Source organism: Chelatococcus sp. YT9 (assembly GCF_018398315.1).
Lineage (GTDB): Bacteria > Pseudomonadota > Alphaproteobacteria > Rhizobiales > Beijerinckiaceae > Chelatococcus.
On sequence record NZ_JAHBRW010000001.1, the window covers coordinates 3,022,216 to 3,040,493 of the forward strand.

At 62.2% G+C, this 18,278-nt stretch carries 17 protein-coding genes; 12 read left to right on the forward strand and 5 right to left on the reverse strand.

Translation table 11 applies throughout. From position 1 onward, the window contains the following. The first annotated feature begins 453 nt into the window (after positions 1 to 453). Positions 454 to 1,392, forward strand: coding sequence for a helix-turn-helix domain-containing protein (locus KIO76_RS13870; protein ID WP_213323813.1), 939 nt, complete (start codon positions 454 to 456; stop codon positions 1,390 to 1,392). 88 nt (positions 1,393 to 1,480) lie between these two features. On the opposite strand, the gene dmeF is transcribed toward KIO76_RS13870, so the two are convergent. Then, positions 1,481 to 2,467, reverse strand: a complete 987-nt coding sequence (dmeF, locus tag KIO76_RS13875) for a CDF family Co(II)/Ni(II) efflux transporter DmeF (RefSeq protein ID WP_213323814.1) — start codon at positions 2,465 to 2,467, stop codon at positions 1,481 to 1,483. 419 nt (positions 2,468 to 2,886) lie between these two features. On the opposite strand from dmeF, the gene KIO76_RS13880 reads away from it, so the two are divergent. The 6 genes from KIO76_RS13880 to cydX all read left to right on the forward strand — a co-directional run bounded on the left by KIO76_RS13880 (position 2,887) and on the right by cydX (position 9,930). Continuing rightward, positions 2,887 to 3,465, forward strand: coding sequence for a GbsR/MarR family transcriptional regulator (locus KIO76_RS13880; RefSeq protein WP_213323815.1), 579 nt, complete (start codon positions 2,887 to 2,889; stop codon positions 3,463 to 3,465). Beyond that, positions 3,462 to 5,273 (forward strand): thiol reductant ABC exporter subunit CydD, encoded by a 1,812-nt coding sequence (gene cydD, locus KIO76_RS13885; RefSeq protein ID WP_213323816.1) that lies wholly within the window; start codon positions 3,462 to 3,464, stop codon positions 5,271 to 5,273. Before KIO76_RS13880 ends, cydD begins: the two co-directional genes overlap by 4 nt. Next, positions 5,270 to 6,976, forward strand: coding sequence for an amino acid ABC transporter ATP-binding/permease protein (locus tag KIO76_RS13890; protein ID WP_213323817.1), 1,707 nt, complete (start codon positions 5,270 to 5,272; stop codon positions 6,974 to 6,976). Before cydD ends, KIO76_RS13890 begins: the two co-directional genes overlap by 4 nt. 77 nt (positions 6,977 to 7,053) lie before the next feature. Then, entirely contained in the window at positions 7,054 to 8,631 is a 1,578-nt protein-coding gene (locus KIO76_RS13895) for a cytochrome ubiquinol oxidase subunit I (RefSeq protein ID WP_213323818.1), read from the forward strand. A 5-nt stretch (positions 8,632 to 8,636) separates the two neighbouring features. Further along, complete coding sequence (cydB, locus tag KIO76_RS13900; protein WP_213323819.1) at positions 8,637 to 9,788, forward strand: cytochrome d ubiquinol oxidase subunit II; 1,152 nt, start codon at positions 8,637 to 8,639, stop codon at positions 9,786 to 9,788. 22 nt (positions 9,789 to 9,810) lie between these two features. Further along, positions 9,811 to 9,930, forward strand: coding sequence for a cytochrome bd-I oxidase subunit CydX (gene cydX / locus KIO76_RS13905; protein ID WP_213323820.1), 120 nt, complete (start codon positions 9,811 to 9,813; stop codon positions 9,928 to 9,930). Positions 9,931 to 10,216: 286 nt separating this feature from the next. Here the strand turns inward: cydX and KIO76_RS13910 are convergent, their stop codons facing one another. Continuing rightward, positions 10,217 to 11,539 (reverse strand): MFS transporter, encoded by a 1,323-nt coding sequence (locus KIO76_RS13910; protein ID WP_213323821.1) that lies wholly within the window; start codon positions 11,537 to 11,539, stop codon positions 10,217 to 10,219. Between the two features lie 354 nt (positions 11,540 to 11,893). Here KIO76_RS13910 and KIO76_RS13915 point away from each other — a divergent pair, with 354 nt between their 5' ends. The 4 genes from KIO76_RS13915 (at position 11,894) to KIO76_RS13930 (ending at position 14,255) form a co-directional block, all read left to right on the forward strand. Then, positions 11,894 to 12,205, forward strand: a complete 312-nt coding sequence (locus KIO76_RS13915; RefSeq protein ID WP_213323822.1) for a hypothetical protein — start codon at positions 11,894 to 11,896, stop codon at positions 12,203 to 12,205. A gap of 66 nt (positions 12,206 to 12,271) precedes the next feature. Then, on the forward strand, positions 12,272 to 12,697 hold the full coding sequence (locus KIO76_RS13920; protein ID WP_213323823.1) for a protein tyrosine phosphatase family protein: 426 nt from the start codon (positions 12,272 to 12,274) through the stop codon (positions 12,695 to 12,697). A gap of 89 nt (positions 12,698 to 12,786) precedes the next feature. Then, complete coding sequence (locus KIO76_RS13925; protein WP_213323824.1) at positions 12,787 to 13,665, forward strand: MBL fold metallo-hydrolase; 879 nt, start codon at positions 12,787 to 12,789, stop codon at positions 13,663 to 13,665. Positions 13,666 to 14,045: 380 nt separating this feature from the next. Continuing rightward, the gene (locus KIO76_RS13930) at positions 14,046 to 14,255 is read left to right on the forward strand and encodes a cold-shock protein (RefSeq protein ID WP_110376366.1); all 210 of its coding nucleotides are present in this window, start codon (positions 14,046 to 14,048) and stop codon (positions 14,253 to 14,255) included. Positions 14,256 to 14,323: 68 nt separating this feature from the next. Here KIO76_RS13930 and KIO76_RS13935 read toward each other — a convergent pair whose 3' ends face one another. From KIO76_RS13935 to KIO76_RS13945, 3 genes are all read right to left on the reverse strand, one after another. Then, entirely contained in the window at positions 14,324 to 14,617 is a 294-nt protein-coding gene (locus KIO76_RS13935; RefSeq protein WP_213323825.1) for a hypothetical protein, read from the reverse strand. 249 nt (positions 14,618 to 14,866) lie between these two features. Then, a complete protein-coding gene (locus tag KIO76_RS13940) occupies positions 14,867 to 15,538 on the reverse strand; it encodes a GntR family transcriptional regulator (protein ID WP_213323826.1) in 672 nt (223 codons plus the stop codon). A gap of 12 nt (positions 15,539 to 15,550) precedes the next feature. Next, a complete protein-coding gene (locus tag KIO76_RS13945; protein WP_213323827.1) occupies positions 15,551 to 16,435 on the reverse strand; it encodes a dihydrodipicolinate synthase family protein in 885 nt (294 codons plus the stop codon). A gap of 506 nt (positions 16,436 to 16,941) precedes the next feature. Between KIO76_RS13945 and KIO76_RS13950 the strand changes: the two genes are divergently transcribed. Beyond that, on the forward strand, positions 16,942 to 18,267 hold the full coding sequence (locus KIO76_RS13950) for an ABC transporter substrate-binding protein (protein WP_213323828.1): 1,326 nt from the start codon (positions 16,942 to 16,944) through the stop codon (positions 18,265 to 18,267). Positions 18,268 to 18,278 lie beyond the last annotated feature (11 nt).

Sequence of the window (18,278 nt, forward strand, 5' to 3'; positions counted from 1 at the left end):
ATATCAGCGCGTGCATAAATGTGTTCACCTCCCGCCTTCCTTGTGCAACCTTTGTCTGGCTGGAGTGTGCGTCTCGGCACCGAGCTCCTCCTAGTGCCCCGGAGTGGGAATTCGGAGCCTGCGTTAGGCAGCTCAGCCGGAGCACCTTGGCAGTGGGCATTCTGCACAAAAGGGGTTTTCCATCTTCACTCTGTTGTTTACCGTAATCGGGATAAGCGGGTAATTGTTTTGAAATATATTTCGAATCGTCAAGTAATAATATTTCAATAAGACGACATAAATATCAGTATAAAATTAATTCATTGGTCATTTTGTTGCAAAAATAGCGATATTGGGGGTCAAATTGCGATGTCTGCAATTCTATGTGCAGCAATTGCATTGCTGTGAGTGCCGTCCGTGTCCAGATTTTCTGCCCTCTCTCGCAATTTGCGAAGTGGCGTAGCAGGGCATGTCATGAAAAATCAGGAAACAACCAGCGAAGTGGGAAAAGTACTGGAAAGAGGCTACTCTGAGTACGATCGAACATTTCGTGAGGAATTCTGTAACGATCTCCTGAGGTCGACCTTTGAAATATATCAGGGGTCTTCATTCTCAGCACAGACGCAAGTTGCATTGTTTGACGATGCGCGTGTGATCAGCGCGACGCTGACACCGGGAACGCTGACACGCAATGCCAAGCTTGTTTCATCAGAGACTACGGGCCTCGTTGCCATCAACGTGCTTCGTGGTCAGGCTAAGCTGACCAGCGACGGTCGCAGTATGACAGTTGATCCCCTGGGGGTTGCGGTCGTTCATGCCGATGTGCCGTTTCAGCTCGATATTCTGCCAGTCGGCGAGGAGACGCATATTTCGTGGATTGAGCTGTCCAGCGTCACCGATTTGCGATCGCTTATCCGCAACAAGGCCGTGATGGTCAGCTCCAATGCGTTGAGTGATTATATTTCTTTCTTTGTCGATTTCTTTATAAGATATGCAAACGGCGAGATATCGCGTTATCTTGACCTGTCTATACGTCAGAGTATCGTTGAAATGCTTCGGGCGTTCCTGCGCGACCAGGTGGCCCGGGAGGATGGCAGCAACAAGGCGCGTCTCGCAAACGAGATCATCGATTATATCAAGAACAATCTTGAGCTTCATGATCTCGGCGCAGCGAAGATATCGCGCAATTTCAATGTCTCACAACGGAAGCTCTATAAGATATTCGAGGACTCCGGTCTGTCTCTGAGGGACACAATCCTCCACTATCGACTTGAGGCGGCTCGGAAAGAGCTTGCGTCGACCGTCGAGAAAAAGATCATCAATATAGCCTTTGACAGTGGCTTTAACGACGTCTCGACATTCTACCGCAACTTCAAACGCAAATACGGCTATTCACCACGCCACACGCCGTGAATGCCGGCGCGACATCTCCGCGTCGACGGAGATGTCGCGCCTGCGTGCTGGCCTGAAGAACATGGCACAGCTTTCCTGTCATGGCAGTTCAGGCTGGCCGCGCCGGGCTATGGTGCGGACAAGCCTGCACCTCGATCGTAATGTGGGACAGGCCGGGAATGTGGCGCAGCCGCTCCTTATAGGCAGCCGGGGTCCCGGGCGCGTCGGACACGATCGTTGCGATAACGCCCGTATGGCCCGGACCCAGCCTCCAGAGATGCAGATCCGCGACGCGGTCGCCTTCGACTTCGAGGCCCGCGCGCACGCGGCCACTCAGTGCCTTGTCGGGCACAACATCCAAGAGCACGGCACCCGCCGAGCGGATGAGAGTGACCGACCACCATAGGATGACGGCCGTCCCGACGAGGCCCATCACGGGATCGAGCCAGGTCAAGCCATAGAGACTGCCGCCGATCAGTGCGACAATCGCGAGGACCGATGTCAGCGCGTCCGCCAGCACGTGCACATAAGCTGCGCGGATATTGCTGTCATGGCCATGGTCGTGATGGCCATGGTGGCTGTGATCATGATCATGGTGATGGCCATGATGATGGCCGTGATCGGTCCCGCCGTCGTGATCCCGATCGTGAAGGAGCCAGGCGCTCACCAGGTTGACCAGAAGGCCGACGACGGCGATGGGCAGCGCCTGTGCAAAATCGATCGCGACGGGTGAAACGAGCCGGAGCGCGCTCTCATAGCCAATCATCAGCGCAACCGAAGCGAGGATCATGGCGCTGGCGAAGGCCGCGAGCTCGCCGACCTTGCCGGTGCCGAACGAGAAGCGCGGATCATGAGCGTGGGTGCGCGCGAACCGGTAGGCGAGAGCCGCAATGCCGAGAGCCGCCGCGTGCGTCGACATGTGCCAGCCGTCGGCAACCAGCGCCATCGAGCCGAAGATCGTACCGCCGACGATTTCCGCAATCATCATTGCGGCTGTCAGGCCGACGACAAACCATGTCCGTCGTTCGTTGCTTTGGTGCCGTTCGCCGAGAAACACGTGCTCGTGTTGCCACTTGCCGATGGAGTGGCTGTGCATTGCGATATCCTTTCATAGCCGCCCGAGGGGCGGAGCACGCCGCGCCAGGGAGGACGGGAGCGGCGCATCCAGCAATAACCTGTCCGTTGAGAAAGCAACCATTGAATTTGATGAGAATCAATCCAAACTGGCGACTGCTCCCATAGTATCCGCCCGCTGAGCAACGGGGGATTTGTTTGCGGGGGGCGCATTGCTTCTTGAGTGACGCGCGCGTTGCGTAAGCGATTCGGCCGAATCCGCTCTGTCATGACGGGCGCCAAGCCTGTGCCGTTACGAGGAGAGTACGTGGCCGCATGGTTCACGGTCCGAGTTCGTGCAGGGCGGGCATGCGTCGTGCGGAAAAGGCTTGCCGGTGAGTTGATTGGACGTTATGTAAATTTCAGAAATTTCTGAAATAACCGTTAGTACGGAAATTCGTGATGAATCTGCCTCCTCTCGTGCAAGCCTTTGTTCTCCATTTCGGTGAGATGGGTTCGCGTTGGGGCATAAATCGGACCGTGGGGCAGGTTTACGCGCTTCTCTATGTGTCACCGCAGCCGCTCTGCGCGGATGATATCGTGGATGCGCTTGGTATTTCACGCTCGAATGTCTCGATGAGCCTGCGGGAATTGCAGGCCTGGAAGCTTGTTCTGCTCAAGCATGTTCCCAACGATCGGCGCGATTTCTTCACAACGCCGGATGATGTCTGGCAGATCCTGCGCACGCTGGCGGAGGAGCGGAAGAAGCGGGAGGTCGATCCCACCTTATCCGTGCTGCGCGAGATCCTCATGCAGCAGCCTGCCAGCGAGGCGGAACGTCACGCCCAAGCCCGGATGGCTGAGATGCATGGGCTTATTGAGCAACTCACCAACTGGTATGACGACGTGAAGCAGCTCGAAACGGCGCGTCTGGCGACGCTGTTGACCCTCGGTTCCAAGGTCACGAAGCTGCTCGAGGCAAAGGACAGGATCGTCTCACTCGGACGGACGAAGCGCTCACGGGATGAGAATGCGTCATGACCGATCTGGCTCATCCCGCCAGCCGCGGTGGCCAGCGGCGCGTATTTGCCCGGCCTCCCGGTTTCGCCAGGTCTTCGAGTTCCCTGAAAATTTCGAGACCACCGAACGCTTCGGAGCTCGACACCCACCATGAACGCGCACGCTCACGTTCTGGTATTCACGCATCCTCGCGGAGGACGGGCTATGTGCAGACCCTGTCCGCACTGCTGTGGCTGCCGCAGGCCGGCGTCATCGCGTGGTGTGTCGGCGGTATCGCCGCCGGGGCCGCCCTCATCGATGCACTCATGCCTGCCGCGCTGGTGCTCGGCATCGGCGTCCTGCGGACAGCGCTTGATGGGTGGGCGGGAAGGCTCGCCTTTCGAGGTGCGCGCGCCGAGCTCAGCCTGCTGCGAAGCGATGCGGTCGCGGCGCTGGCCGGACGTTCTCCGCTGGACAGGGAGCGTCCGGCATCTGGCCTCGCGGCCAGTATCCTTGCAGAGCAAGCCGAGGCGATCGTGCCGTTTCTTGCCCGGTTCCAGCCGGCGCGACTTAAGGCCACCATCGTGCCCCTCGTCATCGTGCTGGTGGTGCTCGCTTTTTCCTGGGTGGCCGCGCTGACGCTGCTCATCGCTGGCCCAATCATCCCCGTCTTCATGGCTTTGATCGGATGGCGCGCCAAGGCGGCGAGCGAGGCTCAGATGGTCGAGATCGGCGGCATGAACGCTTTTTTACTCGACAGACTGAGAGGGCTGACGACCATCCGCGCACTCGGCGCCGTGGATCTCACCGCCGCGAGGCTCAGGGCCCACGCGGAGGATCTGCGCAAGCGCACCATGGCCGTGCTGCGGGTGGCCTTTTTGTCGTCCGCAGTGTTGGAGTTGTTCGCGGCGCTCGGCGTTGCGATGGTGGCTGTCTATGTGGGGTTCCACCTTCTTGGGCAACTCAGCTTCGGCGCCTGGAGCGGCCGGCTGAGCCTTGCCGAAGGCCTGTTTGTCCTCCTCATCGCGCCGGCCTTTTTCGAACCGCTGCGGGACCTCTCGGCCGTCTGGCATGACCGAGCCTCCGGCGAGGCAGCGCTGGCTGCGCTCGAAGGTCTCAGGACGACCGGTGTCGGCCTTCCCGGCGCGGATGCGTCGCCGGCTGGCAATGCTCAGGATGTCAGCCAGGGCGGGCCGTCAGTGGCCGTCGAAAAGCTCGCATTCGGGCATGCCGGCGCCGGACGGCAGATGATCTTCGGCGCCACTTTTGCGGTTGCGCCGAATGAGCGGGTCGCGCTTACCGGCCGCAGCGGCGCGGGCAAATCGACCCTGCTAGCGTTGATTGCCGGGCTCGTCGCGCCTGAAGAGGGCGAGATCGTCATCGGCGGCCGTGCGCTCAACGCGGATAACGCCGCGGACCTGCGCGCGCGCATGGCGTGGATCGGCCAGCGCCCGCACATCTTTGCCGGCAGCCTTTCTGCGAATATTACCCTCGGGCGCGCTGGTCTGACACCGGCCGATGTCGATGAGGCGCTTGCTGTCGCTGCCTTGAGCGACGTCGCCGGTGCCCACGGCTCGCTTCCCCTCGGGGAGGGCGGCATTGGCCTATCCGGAGGGGAGGCGCTGCGGCTCGCCTTGGCGCGGGCGGCCGTCGATCCCACTGTCGATCTCATTCTCGTGGATGAACCGACCGCGCATCTCGATGCGGGAACCGCCGCGGTGGTCACGGAAGGGCTGTTGGCTCTCGCGGAGGGGCGCACGCTCATCGTCGCGACACACGATCCACGGCTGATGGCGCGGATGGATCGCTGCATCGACGTCGACGCGCTGGTAGCGGAGGCGCTGGCATGAGCGCGATCCTGCGCGATCTCAGGCCCGTCATCGGGCTTTTCCTGGCCGAACGCCGGCGCATGCTCATGATCGGCGCCGGCCTCGCCGCCGGCACCGTGCTTGCCGGCGTCGCGCTGCTCGGACTGTCTGGATGGTTCATCACGGCAACCGCTCTCGCGGGCCTCACGGCTGCAACGGCGATGGCCTTCGACGTCTTCGCGCCTGCAGCCGGCATCCGCTTCCTGGCGCTGCTGCGGACCGGCGCGCGCTATGGCGAGCGGCTCACCGCCCATGACGCGACGCTGTCGGTGCTGGCGGCGCTGCGGGAGCGCCTGTTCCGGGGCTGGGCGGGGCCACGGGCGGCACGGGCGCTCGCGCTGCGTCCGGCCAAGCTCCTCTTCCGTCTGACAGCGGACATCGACGCGTTGGATGGGCTTTATCTCAGGGTGCTGGTGCCGGTGGGCGCGATGGCCGCGGCGGCCCTGGGCACGGGCGTTGCCGTCGGCTTCATCGCACCCTGGCTCGGCCTCACCATCGGCGTCTGGCTTCTGGCGGCCGGGCTCGGCATTCCACTGGCGGCCGCGCACATGGCCTATCGGCCGGCTCGCCGCCGCGCGCAGGCGGTCGAGATGCTGCGCGCCGGCGCGATCGATCTCGTCGCCGGCCAGGCCGAGCTCGTGATGGCAGGCCGCCTCGAGGCGCAGCGTGATCACCTCGCGGCGATCGATGATCGCCTCACCGCAGCCGACGACAGGCTGAACCGCATCGAGACGGGGGTGACAGTCGGTTTCGGGCTCGCCTCCGCGCTGGCTCTCGCTGGCATGTTGCTCGCGGTTGCCGCTCTCGCCGAGGCAGGCACCATTGGCGCGCCGGTCGCGGCGCTCGGCATCCTTGTCGTACTGGCCGCCGTCGAGCCGTTCGGGGCGCTGCGGCGCGGCGCGCTTGAATTCGGGCGGACACTGCTTGCCGCACGACGTCTGGCGCCGCGGATCCTGCATGAGGAGATCGCGGCGCAGCCGGCGGTTGTGCCGCAGGGACTTGCCGTCCGGCTTGCTGAGGTAGACGCCCGCCACGACGGCGCGAAACGTGCCACGTTGCAGGGCATCGATCTGACCATCGCGCGGGGCGAGCGCGTCGCCATCGTAGGCGCGAGCGGCGCGGGCAAGTCGACGCTGCTCGGGCTTATCTCAGGCGAACTCCTGCCGGAGCGCGGAGAGACTGCTGCTCTGCCGCACAGCTTGATGACCCAGCGGACAGAACTGTTCCAGGATAGTCTACGCGACAACCTGCGTCTCGCCGCGCCGGGCGCGACGGACGGCGAACTCCTGCGCGTGCTCGACGCGGCCGGGCTTGGCGCCGATGTCGCGGCCCTTCCGCAGGGGCTCGACACGATCCTGGGGGAGGGGGGGCTTGGCCTGTCGGGCGGCCAGTCGCGCCGGCTTGCCCTGGCGCGGCTCTTCCTGCGCGACACGCCACTCTGGCTGCTCGACGAGCCGACCGAGGGGCTCGACGGCGCGACGGCGCGCGACGTGCTGATGCGGCTCGACCGCGAGGCCGAGCGGGATGCGATGCCCGTCCGCACGCTGGTCATTGCAACGCATATCAGGCGCGAGGCGGAAGCCGCCAACCGCGTGGTTGTCATGGAACAGGGGCAGATTATTGCCGTGCTGCACCGTAGCGAGCCGGGCTTTGAGGCCGTGCTCGCCGCCCTGCGGCCGGATTGAGATCTGCCTGGTTGAACGGCCGCCGGTGGCTCCCACACCGGTGATTTGAGAGGCCGCCGGGGGCCGGCGGAAATGAGATGGAACTCGACATCGTCTCGCTGTCACGGCTGCAGTTTGCCCTGACAGCGCTGTATCACTTTTTATTCGTACCGCTCACCTTGGGCCTCTCCGTCCTGCTTGCCATCATGGAGACGGTCTATGTCATGACCGGGCGTCCTATATGGCGGCAGATGACCAAGTTTTGGGGAACGCTTTTCGGCATCAACTTCGTGCTGGGCGTCGCCACGGGCATTGTCATGGAGTTCCAGTTCGGGATGAACTGGAGCTATTACAGCCACTATGTCGGTGACATCTTCGGCGCGCCCCTGGCGATCGAGGGCCTGATGGCCTTCTTCCTCGAGGCGACTTTCGTCGGACTGTTCTTCTTCGGTTGGGACCGCCTGTCGAAGGTCGGACATCTCATCGCGACCTATGCCGTCGCCGCGGGCTCCAATTTCTCGGCGCTCTGGATTCTCATCGCCAACGGCTGGATGCAGAACCCCGTCGGTTCACAGTTCAACCCGCAGACCATGCGGATGGAAGTTGCCGATTTCTACGAAGTGCTGTTCAACAGCGTCGCCCAGGCCAAGTTCGTGCATACGGTCTCCGCCGGCTATGTCGCCGCGTCGTTCTTCGTCCTCGGCATCTCCGCCTGGTATATCCTCAAGGGCCGGCATGTCGAACTGGCCAAGCGTTCGATGACCGTCGCGGCCTCTTTCGGTCTCGCCGCTTCGCTCTCGGTCGTCGTGCTCGGCGACGAAAGCGGCTATCTCTCCTCCGAACACCAGAAGATGAAGCTCGCCGCCATCGAGGCGATGTGGGAGACGGAGCCAGCGCCTGCAGCTTTCACCCTGTTCGGTATTCCCGATCAGGAAGCGCGCGAGACCCACTATGCCATCCGCATCCCGTGGGTCATGGGCCTCATCGGCACGCGGACGTTGACGGAAGAGATTCCCGGCATCAAGGAGCAGGTCGAACTCGCCAAGCTCCGCATTCACCAGGGCATCCAGGCCTACGACGCCTTGCAGAAGATCCGCGCGGCCGGCTCGACGACAAATATCCCGGCTGAAGTGCGGAATGCCTTCGAGGAGAACGGCACACGGCTCGGCTACGCGCTCCTCCTGAAGCGCTATGTCGACGATCCGCGCACCGCGACGCCCGAGCAGATCGACAAAGCGGCGTGGGATACGGTGCCGATGGTCGCGCCACTGTTCTGGACCTTCCGCATTATGGTCGGTCTCGGCATGTTCTTCATCCTTCTGAGCGGAACGTTCTTCGTACTCTCCGCCCTTCGGAAGCTTGACCATTACCCGTGGCTGCTGAAGGTGGCGGTCGCGTCCATCATCCTGCCGTGGATCGCCATCGAATGCGGCTGGTTCGTCGCGGAATACGGCCGCCAGCCCTGGATCATCGAGGGTGTCCTGCCGACTGCGGCCGCCGTCTCGGATCTCGGCGTGACCACGGTCCTTCTCACCATCATCGGCTTCGTGGCGATCTACACCGTCCTGCTGGTCATAGAGATGAAGCTGATGTTGCGCGCCATTCGCAAGGGACCTGAACCGGACGACGAGCCGGAAGCTCAGCTCGCGCCCGCGCAACTGGTCGCCGCGGAGTAATACCCATGATCCTGCATGAACTCATTAGCTACGACATTCTCCGCATCATCTGGTGGGTGCTGCTTGGCGTCATCCTCATCGGCTTCGCTGTCACGGATGGTTTCGACCTCGGCGTCGGCGCGCTCCTGCCTTTCGTCGCGCGTGACGATATCGAGCGACGCGTGGTGATCAATACGATCGGCCCGGTTTGGGAGGGCAACCAAGTCTGGCTGATCCTGGGAGGCGGCGCGATCTTCGCGGCTTGGCCGCAGCTCTATGCGGTATCCTTCTCAGGGTTCTACCTCGCGATGTTCGCGATCCTGTTTGCGCTCATCCTGCGCCCCGTCGGCTTCAAGTATCGCTCGAAGGTCGAGGATCCGACGTGGCGTGCCTGCTGGGATTGGGCGCTCTTCGTCGGCGGGTTCGTCCCGGCGCTGATCTTCGGCGTGGCGATCGGCAACGTGCTGCAGGGCGTGCCCTTCCGCCTCACCGACGAGCTCCGGATCTTCTACGACGGCACGTTCTTCGGCCTGCTCAACCCTTTCGCGCTGCTCTGCGGCCTGCTTTCAGTCGCCATGCTGATCATGCACGGGTCTGCGTGGATCGTGCTCAAGACCGAAGGCCCGGTCGCGCAGCGTGCACGTCGGGTCGGTGAGGTGGCCTCCCTCCTCACCATCCTGTTGTTCGCGCTCGGCGGCGTCGCGTTGTGGCTTTTCGTCGGTGGTTATCGCATCACGAGCCCTATCGACATGGTCGGACCGTCCAACCCGCTGCTCAAGACGGTGGAGAAGGGCGGCGGTTGGTTCGCCAACTACAGCGCCCATCCCTGGATGCTGATCGCGCCCGCGGCCGGTTTCATCGGTGCCATCGCCTGCTATTTCAATGCTAAGGCCGGGCGCGAGATCGGCACGCTGCTCTGGAGCAAGCTCTCCATCTTCGGGATCATCGCGACGGTTGGCGTTTCGATGTTCCCGTTCATTCTCCCCTCCTCGGTGGACCCCCGGGCAAGCCTTGCGGTTTGGGATGCCTCTTCCAGCCATCTTACGCTCTTCATCATGCTGGTCGTCACGGTGATCTTCCTGCCGATCATCCTGGCCTACACCGCCTGGGTTTACCGGGTGCTTTGGGGGAAGGTCGACGAACAGGCGATCCGCGACGAGAGCGGTCACGCGTACTGATCAAGGGGAAAGGATAGTCGCTATGTGGTACTTCTCCTGGCTTCTCGGGCTTCCCCTGGCAGCGGCCTTCGCCGTTCTCAATGCCATGTGGTACGAACTCACCGAAGACGACGCGAAGAGAAAGAAGGCAGAAAAGCCATAGTCAGGGGCGTGATGGGCGCGGGTGAGTTGCCCATCATGGCCGTCATTCCGGGGCCTCGCGCCAGCGAGGAGCCCGGAAAACCATGAACACGGAGGTTGACGGGAAGGCGCCTCGAACCCTCCGGCCGCTACTGGTTTGCCGTCGCGTTCGTGGGTTCCGAGCCCGGGCCGTTGACCCGCCCCGGAAAGACGACCTCGCGACTTGTGAGCCGGTAGAGCCCGATGACAAAAAGCCCCCCGCGGTCGACGCGGGGGGCTTTTTTATTCATGGAATGAGCGTGGGGCTCTCAGCGGGCCGCGGGCTCTGGCGCCAATGTCGTGCTCACCGCATGGACGAGGGCGGGGCGGCGCATATAGGCGACAATGGCGACGACGCCGATGACGGTTGCCCCGGCGACGTAGTGGATGGGGCCGATCGGATCGCTGACGAGCAACAGCTGCACGGCCACCGGGGTCAGCCCACCAAAGATTGCGTAGGCGACGTTGTAGGAGAACGACACCCCCGTGAAGCGCACGTTGTCCGGGAAAGCCCGCACCATGGTGTAGGGCACCACATTAATCAGCCCGGCGCCGAGGCCAGCGAGCGCCGACAGGGGGATGAGATAGCCCGTGTTGACGGCAGTGCCGAGATAGAGGGCGTATGCCGTGATGATGAAGAACGGACCGCCGGCAAGCGTCACCTTCACGAGGCCGAAGCGATCGATCAAAGCCCCGACGGCAAAGGCGGAAAGGGTGATGCCGAGCGTTGCCGCGATGCTCGCAACCAGCGTCGTGAGGGCCGGCAAGCCATGGAGGCGCTGCATCAGCGTCGGCGTCATCAGGATGACGACAACAACGATGGCGGTCAGCATCCATGTCACCAGCATCGAGACGACGACGGCCGGCCGATAGCCGCCAAGCACCTGCTTCAACGGCAGATCCTCGACGAGCGCCTTGCGGGCACGCATGGCCTCGAACACCGGCGTTTCATGAAGCCAGCGCCGCAAATACATCGCGACGAAGCCGAAAACGCCACCGACGATGAACGGCATGCGCCAGGCGAAGTCATGGATCTCCGCCGGCGTATAGATGTAATTGATGAGCGTCGCCATCAGCGAGCCGAGCAGGATGCCGCCGGTTAGGCCGCCTGTTAGCAGGCCGCAGGCGAGGCCGACGCGATTCTGTGGAACGTGCTCGGACACGAAGACCCACGCGCCGGGTGCCTCGCCCCCGATGGCCGCGCCTTGAAACACGCGCATGACAAGGAGCAGCAGAGGCGCAGCATAGCCGATGGATTCGTAAGTCGGCAGGATGCCGATGATCAAGGTGGGCAGCGCCATCATGAAGATGGACAGCGTGAACATGCGTTTCCGGCCGGTCTTGTCGCCGAAATGCGCCAGGATGATGCCGCCGAGAGGACGCGCGAGATAGCCGGCCGCGAAAATGCCGAAGGTCTGCAGCTGCTCGAGCCATTCAGGCATATCAGGAGGGAAGAACAGCTTCCCGATCACCACCGCGAAGAATACGTAGATGATGAAATCGTAGAACTCGAGTGCGCCCCCGAGCGATGCCAGAGCGAGCGTCTTGGCATCCCCTCTGGTCAGAGGTCGCGAGGAAACGGCGTCGGCCATCACAATATGTCCTGCTAAGCTATGCGATTGAAACAATGCTTCGCTACAGCACCGGCGGACGCAACGCCATGCCCGGAAAGGATAGCTCCTATCAACGCGCCGCATAAGTCATGCGCTTGGCGCATCGCGAGCGTCGCGCGGGAGACGGCGATCTCCCGGATGAATTGCACGATGTCTTGCGGGTTGCGCCAGCCTCACTTATGCCTCATGCGGGCGTGATCAGAAGGCGCCATGGTGTGTCGGCTTCCGGCTCAAATGCGCTCACGATCATGAGAGGGGGGCGCCAGACCTTGCCCATGCGTTTTGCTGAATTGGCTGAACGCGGGTGGGGCTGGGGATGCGAAAGGAGCGCCGATGATTATCGCTGTCGGGGATGACGATCGGATCGTACTTGAGGAAGCCATGGATTTTCGCGCTTTCAAGGTGTCGGTGCCGTGGGGTGAGCGCGATCTCGCGCGGCTCGCCCGCGCCTTTACCGGGATCGGTCAAGTTGATGGGACCGATCACGTCTGGATCGATCAGAGCGCCCTCAATGCTCTAGGCCCCAAGCATGATCCGGCATGGCGCGAAGGAATTGCCGGCATGATCCATTTCGCCGAAAAGCATGGTTGGGTGGAGCCGAGCAGCGGCGCTGTGCGTGCCCATGTGGAATGGACTGCTGCCTGAGAGGCCACAGGCTGTCGGCAAGATCGCGTGCGCCAGACGATCGTTACCAACTGGGAGAGGTTCACGATGAAGCTCGTACAGATCAACGAAACACTGTGGGTCGCTCCGCAGATCGATCCGGACGATTTTGCCGAATTGAAGGAACGAGGTTTTACAGCCATCGTCAATAATCGCCCCGATGAGGAAGAGCCTGGCCAGCCGACAGCGGCGGAGGCAGCCGCGACAGCCGCCTCGTTGGGCATGGCCTATAGCCACTTGCCGTTTTCAGGCTATGGCTTTGATGAAGCCCTCGTGCGCGAACATCAAGCGGCGCTTGCCGCCCAGCCCGGTCCGGCCGTGGCGCATTGCCGGTCCGGCACACGTTCCCTGACGATCTGGACCATTGGTGAGGTTCTCGACGGGCGCATGGCTATTGAGGACGTCGATGCATTTGGCCAACGCCATGGCTTCGATCTCTCCGGGGTTCATCGCTGGTTCGGGAACCGCAAGTAGCGCTAGCGGCACAGGCCGCACTCTCAGCTTCTGTTCACGCTGGATCGACGGATCAAGGCATCCGTCCCGCACGACATTGAGGATACGTGATGGGCCAACCGCAGGTAGAGGGCTTCTATGATGCCATAACGGGCTCGATCCAGTATGTCGTCAGCGACCCTGCAACGCGGGCTTGCGCGATCATCGATCCGGTTCTGGACTTCGACGAAAAGTCAGGGGCGACCGCAACACGCAACGCGGACCGGCTGCTCGACTATGTGGCGGAGCACGGCCTAAAGGTTGAGTGGATCCTCGACACGCACCCACACGCGGATCATTTCTCAGCCGCGAGCTACCTCAAGGGGAAGACGGGAGCGCCGACCGCGATCGGCGAACACGTGCGGGATGTGCAGCTGTTGTGGAAGGAGATCTACAACTGGCCGGAACTGCGCACTGACGGCTCTCAGTGGGACCGGCTTTTTGCCGAGGGCGACACGTTCTCTATCGGCAGCCTCGAGGGCAGGGTGATGTTCTCCCCCGGCCATACGCTGGCGTCGATCACCTATGTCATAGGTAGTGCCGCCTTCATCCATGACACGCTCTTTATGCCGGACAGTGGCACGGCGCGGGCCGATTTTCCGGGTGGCAGCGCAAGCGCCTTGTGGCGTTCGATCCAGGCCATTCTGGCCCTTCCGGACGAGACCAGGCTTTTTACAGGACACGATTATCAGCCCGGCGGACGCGCCGCCGCCTGGGAAAGCTCGGTCGCCACCCAGCGGTCGACCAACAGTCATATCGCCAAATGCGCTTCAGAAGCCGATTTCGTGACCTTGCGCGAGGCCCGCGATCGGACCTTGCCCATGCCGAAGCTCATTCTTCACGCGCTACAGGTCAACACAAACGGCGGACGTCTGCCTGAGCCTGAAGCCAATGGGCGGCGCTATCTCAAATTCCCGCTTGATGCGCTGCCGGGCGCAGCGTGGAGCTGAGGCGTTGCCTTCCAACCCGATCTGATAGGATTGTGAAGTGCCGCAGCTGCGGTTGCTCGTGGGAAATTCAGCGGGGCGCGCTGTCATCGCCGCGATCGTCAAGGATTTCGTCGATGAACCCATATGGGTGGCAAACGCTGCCCTGATTTCTTCAACGGCGTGCAGAATATGCAATTAAATTGCTGATATCATAGTGCGAATTCTTCTTTGGAATGGCTCGCGTCAATCCGAGCGGGTCCACAAAAAGGAGGCTTTTCGGCGATAAAAATCCCTCTGACATCCACATCGCCACAATTGATGATTTGGCATTGTCGCACGCACGGGCTATCTGTCGCGTTGAGGCAGGCGCAACTCGGCGCCCGCTGCAGAAGGACGACAAGATGGCTACCGGAACAGTTAAGTGGTTCAACGACCAAAAAGGCTATGGCTTCATTCAGCCCGACAATGGCGGCAAGGACGTGTTCGTCCATGTTAGCGCGGTGGAGCGCTCGGGCCTGAGGGGCCTTACCGAGGGTCAAAAGATTGCCTACGAGGTTGAAGCGGACCGCCGGACCGGCAAGGACGCGGCTGTCAACCTTCAGCAGGTCTGACGTCGACCATTACGGGGCCGAGCTACGCATCGGCCCCGATTCACGTTGACGGGCGGAGAACGCCGCGTTTACCGTCGTAGCTTCCTCGATTTCCTGGGCGTCTTCACGGTCGCCTGCAGCCCGGCCGCCGTATCGCATCCCACGCAGATGCCGCTCGTGGATTCCCGCGCCTTGCGGTCCCAGGTGGCGTAGCGCGCCGCCATGTCCTTTTCGGAGCGGGTGGGTCTGGTCCAATCCTCGCTAGGGGGGCGCTGCCGGGGCGATGCGGCTGTATCGGACGGGCGGGACTGGGCAAAGGCTGGCGCCGCCAAAAGCGCGACAAGCACGGCCGATGTAACTGCAAAAATGCGCGCGGGCATCATGATGCTCTCATCACATGCAGGGCATACGCCGCATTCCGGCGCGATGGCCCTCATGAAGACCTCCATGCGCATCGGCGAGCCCCCGACCTCCTCCGCGCATCGCGAACACATGGGAGGCGCTTACCTTTCTGTCAATGGGCAACGCAGCTTCGGCTCGACATGATTGAGTGAGCGACTGTCTAGCGTGGACGGCTCAGGTGTTGCCCCGCCGCCCGCTGCTGCGCTCCAGTTGGCGGGGGCTATGTGGACCTACCGTAGTCCCAGCGCACGGCGCCGCGCGCTATCGATATGTTTGGCGAGCGCGTTCGCTGCCAAAGCCGGGTCGCGCGTTTCCATGGCGGCGATCACTGCGAGATGTTCATTCATGACGGGAACGACGAGGCCGTCGATCCGTGTCAGTTCCTGCCGGATCAGTCTGATCTTGATCGAGTTCACGCGATAGGCCTTGGCGATGATCTCATTGCCCAAGGCATCGATGATCGTGTCGTGGAACCCCCAATCGACAGCTTGCGCCTCGGCAGCGAGTTCTGGGCTGGCCACACCCTCTTCGGCACGACGCAGGATATCCTCGTGCTGGGCGCGGATTGCAGCGATCGTCGCGTCAGAAGCCGTCTCAACGAAGAGCGCCATCGCCTCCTTCTCGAGAAAGAGGCGAAACTGGTAGGCATCACGGATGAGGCCGAGATCGATATGCGCAACCTGCATGCCCCGCTGCGGCACCGTCTTCACGAGGCCCTCGGCTTCGAGCCGAGGGACGAGTTCGCGGATCGCACCGAGCGTCAGGCCCGTCAGCTCGACCAGCTCCCGTTGGGAAACGAACTGGCCCGGGCGTACAGCGTTGGCAAGCAGATGCCGGGTGAAGCTATCGTAGGCAATCTCGCGCAGTTTGGGAGGTTCGCGCTCTTCGCCCGTCCTCTCCATCCGACACTCCTCTCAAGCGGCCGTTGCAGAAAAAATCCGATCGCAGCGTTCCCCGAGCTGGGCCATCTCGGCGCGCGACATTGCGGTCAACGGCGGCCGCATGGTCAACCATCCGGATTCGCCGCTGCGATGGGCAATGAGCGCTTTGATCGCTGCCATGACTGGATAGCCAAGGACCGTCTCGACCAATTGATCGACACGCTGATCGGAGCGTCCCTCCACCACAAGGGGCAATAGCGCATCTGGGCATATGTTTGCCAGCCCCGATATGGCTCCTTGGCCGCCGTTTCTAACGGCGCGAGCCAGACTGCGCTCATCACCGACCAGGATAACACGATCGCGATGCGCTTCCAGAAGCTGTTCGGTGTAAGCCCAGTCGCCGGCCGAATCCTTGACACCGATGAAGGCCTCCGGGAAAGCCCGGATGAGCCGCGTGATGAGGGATAGCGGCATCGCAACCGCGGTCACTTGGGGAATGTTGTACAGCAACATGTTCCGCGCCCGCGGCCCCAGGCGCTCCACCAGCGCGGCATACCAGCCGAACACTCCGTCTTCAGCCACATCCTTGAAGAAGTAAGGGGGCGGCACAAGGAGCGCGCGGCAGCCATGATCGAGCGCCAGGGTGGCTTGCGCGACTGCGTCAGTGACAGCCGTTGCGGCAACGCCGCCCACGATGCGATTCCCGGCGATGCCTGCCCTGGCGAGAGCGGCGAAGGTGGCCTCGCGCTCCGCCAGTCCGATTGAGGCGCCTTCGCCCGTCGTCCCGAAGAGCGTGATGCTGCTGCAGCCCCTGGCCAGACACCAGGAGGCCTGCTCCGTGAGGAGGCCGTTGTCGACCGCTCCAGAAAGCTGGAAAGGAGTTGCGAGGGCCACGGAGAGGCCGAACGGACCAGACATGATAAACAGACCCCGGATCTATTGACTGCACACTAACATGTTAGTCGGATGAAAATGTGCTTGCAAGCTCCCTCCGGCCTGATCAACAATAGATCACGCTGGTCGGCAGGGCTTGGCGGCACGGATGGCGAGCATCTGGTTTCGCCCTCGTGTTGGTCCACAGAATGGAGTGATTCCGGTCTCAACGAGGGGCGCGACTTCGCTTTCTGCGCCAGTGGGCGGACTGCGGGGGGCGCGCACCGACGGGTTTTTCGCCAAATCGATCTTGACGTGGGTGCGCTTGGCAGACTGAGGCCCAGTCTCGGCACCTCATCGTCTTCGCCGGCATCGACACTGAATTTTACAAGATGCCATAGGCCTAAAGGATGGGGTGACCAATCCACCGCCGGGTTGCAGATTGAACGAAAACGGCAGCTTGGCTACCGCGCTGGCTGCTTTGAGAGATGGGCGACGGTGCTGTTCAAAAATGCGCCGCGCCAGGGATGATATGAAAGGGGAGGAAAGCGATGTTCGACAACAGCATCTCGCGCCGCTCGGTGCTCAAAGGAAGCTTGGCGGCGGGTGCTTTGGGCCTGGCTGGAACGCCGGCCTTCGCCGATCCACAATGGAAGAAGTTTGCTGGCACGAAGCTCGAAGTCAATCTCATCAAGAGCCCGCGGGGAGAGGTCCTTGAGAAATATGCCAAGGAATTCACGGATCTCACGGGCATCGAGGTCGCCTCGGAGCAGATCCCGGAGCAGCAGCAGCGACAGAAGGCGGTTATTGAGCTGACGTCCGGCAAGCCGAGTTTCGATGTCGTGCACCTGAGCTATCACGTGCAGAAGCGGCAGTTCGAGAAGGCTGGGTGGCTTGCCGATCTCACGCCTTTCATGAAAAATCCGGACCTGACGGCGTCGGATCTGACCGAGGCCGATTTCTCCTCCGCCGGGCTGCTGTATGCCAAGGACCAGAGCGGAGCGATGCGCTCCTTGCCGTTCTCGGTGGATTACTGGATCGTCTACTGGAACAAGGATCTCTTTGAAAAGAAGGGCTTGAGCTATCCCACCAATTTCGAGGAGATGGTGAAGGCGGCCGAGGCATTGACCAGTCCCGCCGATGGCACCTATGGCTTTGTCGCCCGCGGGCTGCGCAACGCGAATGTGCCGGTGTGGGCGAGCTTCCTGCTCGGCTATGGCGGCAATTTTCTCGACGCCAGCGGCAATCTCCTCACCGACAAGCCCGAGGCCGTCGAGGGCGCCAAGCTCTACCAGCGTCTGCTCACCAAGACCGCGCCGCCCGGTGTTGCGGGCTTCAATTGGTCGGAATGTCAATCGGCTTTCCTGCAGGGCAAGGTCGGCATGTGGCTCGATGGCGTCGGCTTCGCGCCCCCGCTCGAGGATCCGACGAAGTCACGCATCGTCGGCAAGGTCGGTTACGGAGTGATGCCGGCCGGTCCGAAGCTTCAGGCTTCAGCCACTTTCGGGGACGGCATCGGCGTCGCTGCCGCCTCCACCAAGAAGGAGGCCGCGTATCTTTATTGCCAGTGGGCCGTGTCCAAACTTATGGGCGCGCGCCTTCTGCAGGCCGGTGGCGGTGTGCCGTTCCGTAACTCCATCCTCGACGACAAAGAGGTTCGCAGCGGTGTGAAAATGCCTGCGGCCTGGGTCGACGCGGTCGTCGGGTCGGCAAAAGTCAGCCGGCTCGGCCTGCCGGTGGTCATTCCGGTCACCGAGTTCCGCGACATCATCGGTACGGCGCTGACGAGCACTCTGTCGGGAGCGGATCCGGCCGCCGAGCTTGCCAAGGCGACAGAGCAGTTCAGGCCCGTGCTTGAACGCAGCGAACGCGGCTGAACCATCGGGCG

What these genes read in the sequence shown, in the direction of transcription:
- KIO76_RS13870 (WP_213323813.1), top strand. Translation starts at nt 454, where the DNA reads ATGAAAAATCAGGAAACAACCAGCGAAGTGGGAAAAGTACTGGAAAGA.
- KIO76_RS13935 (WP_213323825.1), bottom strand. Translation starts at nt 14,617, where the DNA reads ATGATGCCCGCGCGCATTTTTGCAGTTACATCGGCCGTGCTTGTCGCG.
- KIO76_RS13945 (WP_213323827.1), bottom strand. Translation starts at nt 16,435, where the DNA reads ATGTCTGGTCCGTTCGGCCTCTCCGTGGCCCTCGCAACTCCTTTCCAG.
- cydD (WP_213323816.1), top strand. Translation starts at nt 3,462, where the DNA reads ATGACCGATCTGGCTCATCCCGCCAGCCGCGGTGGCCAGCGGCGCGTA.
- KIO76_RS13940 (WP_213323826.1), bottom strand. Translation starts at nt 15,538, where the DNA reads ATGGAGAGGACGGGCGAAGAGCGCGAACCTCCCAAACTGCGCGAGATT.
- KIO76_RS13920 (WP_213323823.1), top strand. Translation starts at nt 12,272, where the DNA reads ATGAAGCTCGTACAGATCAACGAAACACTGTGGGTCGCTCCGCAGATC.
- KIO76_RS13880 (WP_213323815.1), top strand. Translation starts at nt 2,887, where the DNA reads ATGAATCTGCCTCCTCTCGTGCAAGCCTTTGTTCTCCATTTCGGTGAG.
- cydX (WP_213323820.1), top strand. Translation starts at nt 9,811, where the DNA reads ATGTGGTACTTCTCCTGGCTTCTCGGGCTTCCCCTGGCAGCGGCCTTC.
- KIO76_RS13925 (WP_213323824.1), top strand. Translation starts at nt 12,787, where the DNA reads ATGGGCCAACCGCAGGTAGAGGGCTTCTATGATGCCATAACGGGCTCG.
- KIO76_RS13915 (WP_213323822.1), top strand. Translation starts at nt 11,894, where the DNA reads ATGATTATCGCTGTCGGGGATGACGATCGGATCGTACTTGAGGAAGCC.
- KIO76_RS13895 (WP_213323818.1), top strand. Translation starts at nt 7,054, where the DNA reads ATGGAACTCGACATCGTCTCGCTGTCACGGCTGCAGTTTGCCCTGACA.
- KIO76_RS13910 (WP_213323821.1), bottom strand. Translation starts at nt 11,539, where the DNA reads ATGGCCGACGCCGTTTCCTCGCGACCTCTGACCAGAGGGGATGCCAAG.
- dmeF (WP_213323814.1), bottom strand. Translation starts at nt 2,467, where the DNA reads ATGCACAGCCACTCCATCGGCAAGTGGCAACACGAGCACGTGTTTCTC.
- KIO76_RS13890 (WP_213323817.1), top strand. Translation starts at nt 5,270, where the DNA reads ATGAGCGCGATCCTGCGCGATCTCAGGCCCGTCATCGGGCTTTTCCTG.
- KIO76_RS13930 (WP_110376366.1), top strand. Translation starts at nt 14,046, where the DNA reads ATGGCTACCGGAACAGTTAAGTGGTTCAACGACCAAAAAGGCTATGGC.
- cydB (WP_213323819.1), top strand. Translation starts at nt 8,637, where the DNA reads ATGATCCTGCATGAACTCATTAGCTACGACATTCTCCGCATCATCTGG.
- KIO76_RS13950 (WP_213323828.1), top strand. Translation starts at nt 16,942, where the DNA reads ATGTTCGACAACAGCATCTCGCGCCGCTCGGTGCTCAAAGGAAGCTTG.